Raw genomic sequence first — 7789 nt, 5'->3', positions numbered from 1 at the left:
GTTCGATGTAAAATATGGCATCGATAGTGCGCAGGGCAAGGGTGCAACGTGCGGTGCGGCAAAACAACCGGGGAAATAGAAAGGGCGACCGCATCGCGCGGCCGCCCTTCTCATTCATATCGGGCCATGGCACGCGGCAGGCGCGCGCCACTGACCGCTCAGGCTGCTGCCTTGACCTTTTCCGCGGCGAGCGCGAACCGGTTCGACAGCGGCTGCGCGATTTCACCGGCCAGCTTCAGCGCGGCTTCGGTCGAGCGCGAGGTTTCGGCAACGAACGCGTCAAACGAGGCGCGGACGAAATCGCTCTGCAGCTTGAAAAGATCGGTCGGCGACTTCACGCTCGACATCGCCCTGAACGCCTCGTTCGCCTTCTCGTACGAGCTCTTGGCATAGGCAGCGGCGTCCTGGCCGAGCTTTTCGGCGCCCTTGGCGGCGATCTTCGACGATTCGACGAGCGCTTCGATATTGCCCTTCTGGAAAGCGTTGGCTTCCTCGAACGCCTTCACGCTCTTTTCGAGGGCGCCCTTGGCGCGCTCGTTGGCGTCGGTGAAATAGGCCTGGGTCTTGTCGGTGACAGTCTTGAGGTTCTCGACCATTTTCGGTTCCTTTGCGGTGGTCGCCAGCTTGGCGGCAGGACGTTTGGGCGTGGCGACAGGCGCCGCCCGGAGTGCCGGCTTCTTGGCGACCGGCTTGACCGCCGGACGGGGAGCCGCCGGGGTCGGTTTCGTGGTTGGAGCGGCGATGATCGCACCCCGCGATTCAGCCTTCTTGGCGACCGGCGCCGCCGCGACAGGCTTCGTCAGGGTGGTCGCGGCCGGCGATTGCACCGGTGTGGACGCGGTGGCGGCGGGCGCCTCGACCTTGTTCGCGACGACCTCGGTGGCCGGCGCGGCGGATGCAACCGCTGCCTTGGGCGTCGGCCGGGTCTTCGCGGCAGTGTCAGTCATCTACACGACTCCATCTTGCTGCGTTGCAACATAATGGCGATGTGCGCGATTTGCAAGAATTATTGTGCGGCGCAACAAAAGTGACATGCGCCGCTCATGGCGTTGCGAAAGCAGCCTTATCTTGCTCTGACATAGGTGCCTGGCGCGTCCTCGATCGCCGCCAGCCTGCCCTTGCCGGGAATGCGGGCGCCGCGCGCATCGATCTCGGCCGCGTCGATAGAGCGGAGCCAGCCGAGCCAGTCGGGCCACCAGCTTCCCCTAGTTTCGCTCGCCCCCGCGACGAACTCCTCGAGCGTTTCGACGTCAGCGTCGTTGGTCCAATATTGGTATTTTTGCTGTGCCGGCGGATTGACCACGCCGGCGATGTGCCCGGAGCCGGCGAGCACGAACCTGAGCGGCCCGGCAAATATCCGCGTCATCTTCCACACGCTTTCCGCCGGGGCGATATGATCCTCGCGCCCGGCCTGGATATAGCTCGGCGTCTTGACGCGGGTGAGATCAAGCGGCGTGCCGTCGATCGAGAGCGCGCCGGGCTTTACCAGCAGATTGTCGCGGTAGAGATCGGTGAGATAGCTCAGATGCCATTTCGCCGGCAGGTTGGTGGTGTCGCCGTTCCAGTGCAACAGATCGAACGGCGCGTAATCATGCCCCAGCAGGTAATTGTTGGTGACATAGTTCCAGATCAGATCGCGCCCGCGCAGCAGATTGAACGTCAGCGCCATGTAGCGCCCGTCGAGGAACCCGTCCGGCGACAAGCTGGCGATCATCGCGAGCTGATCGTCGGTGACGAAATTGAGGAGGTCGCCCGCGCGCGAGAAATCGACCTGCGCGGTGAAATAGGTGGCGCTCGCCACCTTGTCCGCCTGCTCCCGCGCGGCGAGCAGCGCCAGTGTCGCGGCGAGCGTGGTGCCCGCGACGCAATAACCGATCACGTGAACATCGGGCACGTCCAGCGCATCGCATACCGCATCGATCGCGCTGATCTGGGCCGCGACATAATCGTCCCACATCACGTCGGCCATCGAGGTGTCGGCGGATTTCCACGACACCACGAACACCGTTATGCCCTGATCGACGCACCAGCGGATGAAGCTTTTCTCCGGCGTCAGATCGAGGATGTAGTAACGGTTGATCCACGGCGGAAAGATCACCAGCGGCGTGGCGAGCACCTTATCAGTCGTCGGCGTATACTGGATCAGTTCGTACAGCGGGGTGCGCTTCACCACCTTGCCGGGCGTCGCGGCCAGGTTTCGCCCGATCTCGAACGCGTTGCTATCAGTGTGGGTCAGTTGCCCGCGCGCCATGTCCGCCAGCATGTGCTGAAGGCCCTTGAGCAGGTTCTCGCCGCCGGTCTCGATCGTCTTTTCGATCACTTCCGGGTTGGTCAGTGCGAAGTTGCTCGGGCTCATCGCATCGACGAAGCCCTTGGCGGCGAAGCGCAACTGTTCCTTCTGCGCCGGCTCGAGCCCGGTCATCGCGTCGACGTTCTTCAGCATGTGATCGGCGATCAGGAAGTAACTGTCGCGAATCCATGCGAACAGCGGATTGTCTCGCCACGCCTCCGCCTTGAACCGCCTGTCGCGCGCATGATTGTCCGCTGCCTCGGGTGCGTCGGAGCCGGGATTGAGGAAGCGTTGCCACAACGACAGGCTGTCACGCCAGAAATCGGATGCGCGCGCCAGCGTCTCGGGATCGTTGAAGCCGGGAACGATCGGCATCCCCGGCATGGCCGCGGCACCATCGCCCGGCCGCATCGTCGCCAGCCCCTGTTCGAGCATCATCTGCTGGGCACGCCCGAGCACCCAGGTCCAGCGCTGCATGTCGGCGAGGGTAGGCGATTCAAACTCTGGCATCGACCTCTCCTTGAGCGGCGCGCGCCGCTGGGGTGGCTGGGCCTTAGCCTAGCAGCGTTACGACAGGGAGATAGCAGCTATTTGCACCGGCCTAGCAGGCGGCACTGTCACCCGGCTTCCAGACGCGATAGGATGCGGCTGTCGAAAGGAGCCATGATGTCCGACGAATTCTACCGCATGAAGCGTCTGCCGCCCTACGTTATCGCCGAGGTGAATGCGATGCGGGCACAGGCGCGCGCGGGGGGAGAGGACATTATCGACCTTGGCATGGGCAATCCCGATCTGCCCCCGCCCGCGCACGTGATCGAGAAACTGTGCGAAGTCGCGCAGAAGCCGGGCGCGCACGGCTATTCCCAGTCCAAGGGGATTCCGGGGCTGCGCCGCGCGCAGGCCAATTATTACGCCCGCCGCTTCGGCGTCGATGTCGATCCCGAGAGCGAAGTGGTCGTAACCATGGGATCGAAGGAGGGGCTGGCCAGCCTCGCCACCGCGATAACGGCGCCCGGCGACGTGGTGCTCGCGCCGAACCCGTCCTATCCGATCCACACCTTCGGTTTCATCATCGCCGGCGCGACGATCCGCGCGGTGCCCACCACGCCGGACGAGCATTATTTCGAAAGCCTGGAACGGGCGATGGCCTATACCGTGCCGCGCCCCTCGGTGCTGGTCGTGAACTATCCGTCGAACCCGACGGCTGAAACGGTGGACCTCGCCTTCTACGAGCGTCTGGTTGCCTGGGCGCGCGACAATCAGGTGTGGATCCTCTCGGACCTCGCCTATTCGGAGCTTTATTACGACGGCAATCCCACGCCCTCGATCCTGCAGGTGCCGGGCGCGAAGGATGTCGCGATCGAATTCACCTCGCTCAGCAAGACCTATTCGATGGCAGGCTGGCGGATCGGCTTCGCAGTCGGCAACAGGAAGCTGATCGCGGCGATGTCGCGCGTGAAATCCTATCTCGATTATGGCGCGTTCACCCCGATCCAGGCGGCCGCCTGCGCCGCGCTCAACGGGCCGCAGGACATCGTCGAGAAGAACCGTCAGCTTTACCACAAGCGCCGTGATGTGCTGGTGGAGAGCTTCGGGCGCGCCGGATGGGAAATTCCGTCGCCGCGCGCGTCGATGTTCGCCTGGGCACCGCTGCCGCCAGCCCTGGCCCACCTAGGTAGCCTTGAGTTCTCCAAACAATTGCTGACTCACGCCAAGGTCGCGGTTGCGCCAGGTGTTGGCTACGGCGAGAACGGCGAGGGTTATGTGCGGATCGCGATGGTCGAGAATGAGCAACGGTTGCGGCAGGCGGCGCGCAACGTGAAGCGCTACCTGCAGATGATGGGCGTGAACACGCCTGCGCGTACCGCCGGCTGATGGCGCGATCCGCTGACGGTCACGCGACCGTTCGCCGCTTCGGTTGAGCGGGCGCGCGCATGTCGATCGTCTATAATCCCTTCTATTCGCTGGCCGGGGTGCTGGTGGGCCTGCTCGTCGGCCTGACCGGCGTCGGCGGCGGATCGTTGATGACGCCGCTGCTGGTGCTCGTCTTCGGATTCCATCCGGTGACGGCGGTGGGGACGGACCTGCTCTATGCGTCGGCCACCAAGACGGTCGGCACCGTCGTCCACGGCTGGCGCGGAACGGTGGACTGGCGCGTGGTGCGTCGCCTCGCCACCGGCAGCGTGCCTGCGACGATCGCGACGTTGTTCGTTCTCGATCATTTCATGCGCGGTTCGCGCGACGCGGGGCAGATGGTCGCCACGATCCTGGGCAGCGCGCTGCTGCTGACGGCGGTCGCGATCCTGTTTCGCGAGCGGATCGTCACGCGGCTCGCGCCGCGGTTCGCGCGGGTGAACGAAGGCCGGATCGCGGCGCTGACGGTGTTGCTCGGGGCGGTGCTGGGCGCGCTCGTCTCGCTCACCTCGGTCGGCGCGGGCGCGTTGGGCATGACGGCGCTGCTGGTGCTCTATCCCCGGCTGGAGGTGAAGCGGCTCGTCGGCTCCGATATCGCCCATGCCGTGCCACTGACGCTGATCGCCGGCCTGGGGCATCTCTCGCTCGGTGCGGTGGATTTGTCGCTGCTGGTCTCGCTGCTCGCCGGGTCGGTGCCCGGCATCGTGATCGGGAGCCTGGTGGCCAGCCGGGTGTCGGATCGGGTGCTGGTGCCGATCCTCGCCGTGACGCTGGCGCTCGTCGGTGCGAAGCTGGTGTTCTGATCGGCGGGAGACTGTGCTCGTGAAGCCGTCGCGCCGCTGCGACCCAGGGATTGAGAGCAGTCGCAACGCGTAACAAGCTTGTTACCATGCCTTATTGTTTAGGCTCGGATCGGCACGTCGCCTTGATTCCAGCAACCGAAACGGTCGCGCGCTCGCCAGTTTCCACTGGTGTGATGATCTTGCGACCCTTCCAGATGAATTTGAAAATGACCGGCCCGACCAGCTTGCAAATGGCGCCTTTTTTCTCTGGCAGGCACATGTCCTCGAGCCGTCGGTAGTCTTCTACCGTCGAAGGCTCGACCGGAAGCACGCCGACCCCGGTTGCGGCCGTGCCGCCAACGAGGAAGCGTTGCCCGAAGTTCAGGGCGCTTACCGTCCAGGAAGTGGGCTCGCCACCTGTCGCAGCCTGACTGATGCCGCTGTTAGCTGCCAGCCGCGCGCAAAAATCGCCCGCCACCGTCGAGGATGCCGGGGTGGTGGCCCCCATCGAGAGGAGAAAGATCACAAAAGGTGCCAACAGTCTCATGTTTAACAACGCCCCCGACCGGTCGATATGCCGCGAGCTGGCATATCGAAGAAAGCCAATTAGCCGCAATGTTCTTTTACCGGGATTATTCGGCACATCGGTAAATAGCGATCGCCCAGCGGGCGGGGCACCTCGCCGCTTGACGCGCGCGCGCCGCGACGCCATCGCGGCCGCATGACTCGTCCCGGCTTCGCTTTCTCCACCCGTTTCAAGGTCCGCTACGCCGAGATCGACGGGCAGCGGGTGGTGTTCAACTCCCGCTATCTCGAATATGCGGATGTGGCGATCACCGATTATTGGGAGTGGACCGGGATCGGCGAGGTGCTCGGCACTGTCTGGCACGATACCGAATTCCACGTTCGTCGCGCGACGGTGGATTATCTCAGTCCGCTTGTGCTGGGTGATACGATCGAGGCATCGGTGAAGATCGAGAGCCTTGGCAATTCCAGTCTCGTCAAAAGAATCGAGCTTACCAACCAGCGCGGCGAGCTGTGCACGGTGATCGACATGGTGAGCGTCCACGTGCACCTGCCGACCGGCCGCCCCACGCCGATCGAGGGCGAGGTGCGGCAGTTCATCGTCGCGCTCATCGCCGCGCAGCCCGATCGGGTCGCGTAGCTTCTTCCTTCAGCCGCGGAACAATCCGCCGAGCACGCCGCGCAAGACGCTGCCGACCAGCCCGCCGCTCGAGGACGAGCGGCTGCGGCCGCCGAACACCTGCTTGCCGATCTCGTTCGCCACCTGCCGCCCGATCGAGGAACTCGCCGCGCGCGTTGCCGAGGTGATCGCCTTGTTCCAGGGCGAACTGGCGGCTTCGCGCTCCGCAGCGATGCGGGCGCGTTCGGCTTCCTTTGCGGCCTGCGCATCCTGCTTCGCCTGAAGCGCGGCGGCTTTTTCCGCATCGTCCTGAGCGCGTGCGGCGGAAGCGGCGGCGGCGGCCTCGGCGGTTTTCGCAGCGAGCAGTTCGTGCGCCGATTCGCGGTTGACGAGCGTATCGTATTTCGTGCCGACCGCGTCGGTCTGGATCAATACGCCGCGTTCGACTGGCGAGATCGGGCCGACCCGGCTTGCGGGCGGGCGGATCAGCGTGCGCTCGACCGGGGATGGCGCGCCATCGGCCTGGAGCAGCGAGACCAGGGCCTCGCCCACTTTAAGCTCGGTGATCGCAGTGGCGACATCAACTCCGGGATTGGCGCGAAACGTCTGCGCCGCGGCCTTTACCGCTGCCTGATCGCGCGGCGTGAAGGCGCGCAATGCATGCTGCACGCGATTGCCGAGCTGGCCCGCGATCGTATCGGGGACGTCGATCGGGTTCTGCGTGATGAAATATACGCCGACACCCTTCGACCGGATCAGCCGCACGACCTGCTCGATCTTCTCCAGCAGGGCCTTGGGCGCCTCGTCGAACAGCAGGTGCGCCTCGTCGAAGAAGAAGCACAGTTTCGGCTTGTCGGGATCGCCCACTTCGGGGAGATGCTCGAACAGCTCGCTCATCAGCCACAGCAGGAAAGTGGAATAGAGCTTCGGGCTGGCCATGAGCTTGTCGGCGGCCAGGATGTTGACGACGCCCCGGCCCCTGTCATCGGTGCGGATGAAATCGTCCATCTCCAGCGCCGGTTCGCCGAAGAAATGTTCGCCACCCTGACTGCGGAGCTGGAGAAGCGAACGCTGGATCGCGCCGACCGACTGCTTCGAAACGTTGCCGTAGGTCGTGGTCAATTCGTCCGCGCGATCGGCGCAGTTGGCGAGCATGGATTGCAGGTCGTCGAGGTCGAGCAGCAGCAGCCCTTCCTTGTCGGCGACGTGGAAGGCGATCGTCAGCACGCCCTCCTGCACCTCGTTGAGATCCATGAGGCGCGCCAGCAGCAGCGGGCCCATCTCGCTTACGGTGGTGCGGATCGGATGGCCCTGTTCGCCATAGAGATCCCAGAACTGCACGGGGTTGTCGGCATAATGCCAGTCGGTCAGGCCGATGTCCGCCGCGCGCTGGGCGAAGGCCTCATGCGTTTTGGCCTGGGGCGATCCGGCCATGGCGATGCCGGAAAGATCGCCCTTAACGTCCGCGACGAAGCAGGGGACGCCCTGCGCGGAAAAGCCCTCGATAATGCCCTGGACGGTCACGGTCTTGCCCGTTCCGGTCGCCCCCGCGATCAGGCCGTGGCGGTTCGCGCGCTTCAATTGAAGCAGTTGCGGGGCGGCCCCGCCGCTGCCCGCGCCGATCAGGATGCCGTCGGTCATGCCCATTCCCCCGGAAAC

7 protein-coding genes are annotated in these 7789 nt (G+C 64.6%); 3 read left to right on the top strand and 4 right to left on the bottom strand.

The features are described 5' to 3' along the window. Positions 1-158: 158 nt before the first annotated feature. Both phaP and phaC read right to left on the bottom strand, forming a co-directional pair. Positions 159-947, bottom strand: coding sequence for a phasin family protein (gene phaP, locus FFS35_RS09585; protein ID WP_137786861.1), 789 nt, complete (start codon positions 945-947; stop codon positions 159-161). Positions 948-1063: 116 nt separating this feature from the next. Then, positions 1064-2800, bottom strand: a complete 1737-nt coding sequence (phaC, locus tag FFS35_RS09580; RefSeq protein WP_137786860.1) for a class I poly(R)-hydroxyalkanoic acid synthase — start codon at positions 2798-2800, stop codon at positions 1064-1066. Between the two features lie 156 nt (positions 2801-2956). Between phaC and FFS35_RS09575 the strand changes: the two genes are divergently transcribed. Together FFS35_RS09575 and FFS35_RS09570 are read left to right on the top strand one after the other, a co-directional pair. Beyond that, the gene (locus FFS35_RS09575) at positions 2957-4165 is read left to right on the top strand and encodes an LL-diaminopimelate aminotransferase (protein ID WP_137786859.1); all 1209 of its coding nucleotides are present in this window, start codon (positions 2957-2959) and stop codon (positions 4163-4165) included. 59 nt (positions 4166-4224) lie between these two features. Then, entirely contained in the window at positions 4225-5007 is a 783-nt protein-coding gene (locus tag FFS35_RS09570) for a sulfite exporter TauE/SafE family protein (RefSeq protein WP_137786858.1), read from the top strand. 91 nt (positions 5008-5098) lie between these two features. On the opposite strand, the gene FFS35_RS09565 is transcribed toward FFS35_RS09570, so the two are convergent. Continuing rightward, complete coding sequence (locus FFS35_RS09565; RefSeq protein WP_249341548.1) at positions 5099-5698, bottom strand: hypothetical protein; 600 nt, start codon at positions 5696-5698, stop codon at positions 5099-5101. 9 nt (positions 5699-5707) lie between these two features. On the opposite strand from FFS35_RS09565, the gene FFS35_RS09560 reads away from it, so the two are divergent. Next, positions 5708-6151, top strand: a complete 444-nt coding sequence (locus FFS35_RS09560) for a thioesterase family protein (protein WP_137786857.1) — start codon at positions 5708-5710, stop codon at positions 6149-6151. 9 nt (positions 6152-6160) lie between these two features. Here the strand turns inward: FFS35_RS09560 and FFS35_RS09555 are convergent, their stop codons facing one another. Next, positions 6161-7771 carry a helicase HerA-like domain-containing protein gene (locus FFS35_RS09555; protein ID WP_137786856.1) on the bottom strand — a complete coding sequence of 537 codons (1611 nt, stop codon included), beginning with the start codon at positions 7769-7771 and terminating at the stop codon, positions 6161-6163. Positions 7772-7789: the final 18 nt, after the last annotated feature.

Source organism: Sphingomonas sp. 3P27F8 (assembly GCF_005502745.1).
Taxonomy (GTDB): domain Bacteria; phylum Pseudomonadota; class Alphaproteobacteria; order Sphingomonadales; family Sphingomonadaceae; genus Sphingomonas.
This window is presented reverse-complemented; position numbering and strand designations above follow the sequence as displayed.

Excerpts from the sequence above, each read along its gene's own strand:
- phaC (WP_137786860.1), bottom strand. The coding sequence starts at position 2,800 with ATGCCAGAGTTTGAATCGCCTACCCTCGCCGACATGCAGCGCTGGACC.
- FFS35_RS09570 (WP_137786858.1), top strand. The coding sequence starts at position 4,225 with ATGTCGATCGTCTATAATCCCTTCTATTCGCTGGCCGGGGTGCTGGTG.
- FFS35_RS09575 (WP_137786859.1), top strand. The coding sequence starts at position 2,957 with ATGTCCGACGAATTCTACCGCATGAAGCGTCTGCCGCCCTACGTTATC.
- FFS35_RS09565 (WP_249341548.1), bottom strand. The coding sequence starts at position 5,698 with ATGGCGTCGCGGCGCGCGCGCGTCAAGCGGCGAGGTGCCCCGCCCGCT.
- FFS35_RS09555 (WP_137786856.1), bottom strand. The coding sequence starts at position 7,771 with ATGACCGACGGCATCCTGATCGGCGCGGGCAGCGGCGGGGCCGCCCCG.
- phaP (WP_137786861.1), bottom strand. The coding sequence starts at position 947 with ATGACTGACACTGCCGCGAAGACCCGGCCGACGCCCAAGGCAGCGGTT.
- FFS35_RS09560 (WP_137786857.1), top strand. The coding sequence starts at position 5,708 with ATGACTCGTCCCGGCTTCGCTTTCTCCACCCGTTTCAAGGTCCGCTAC.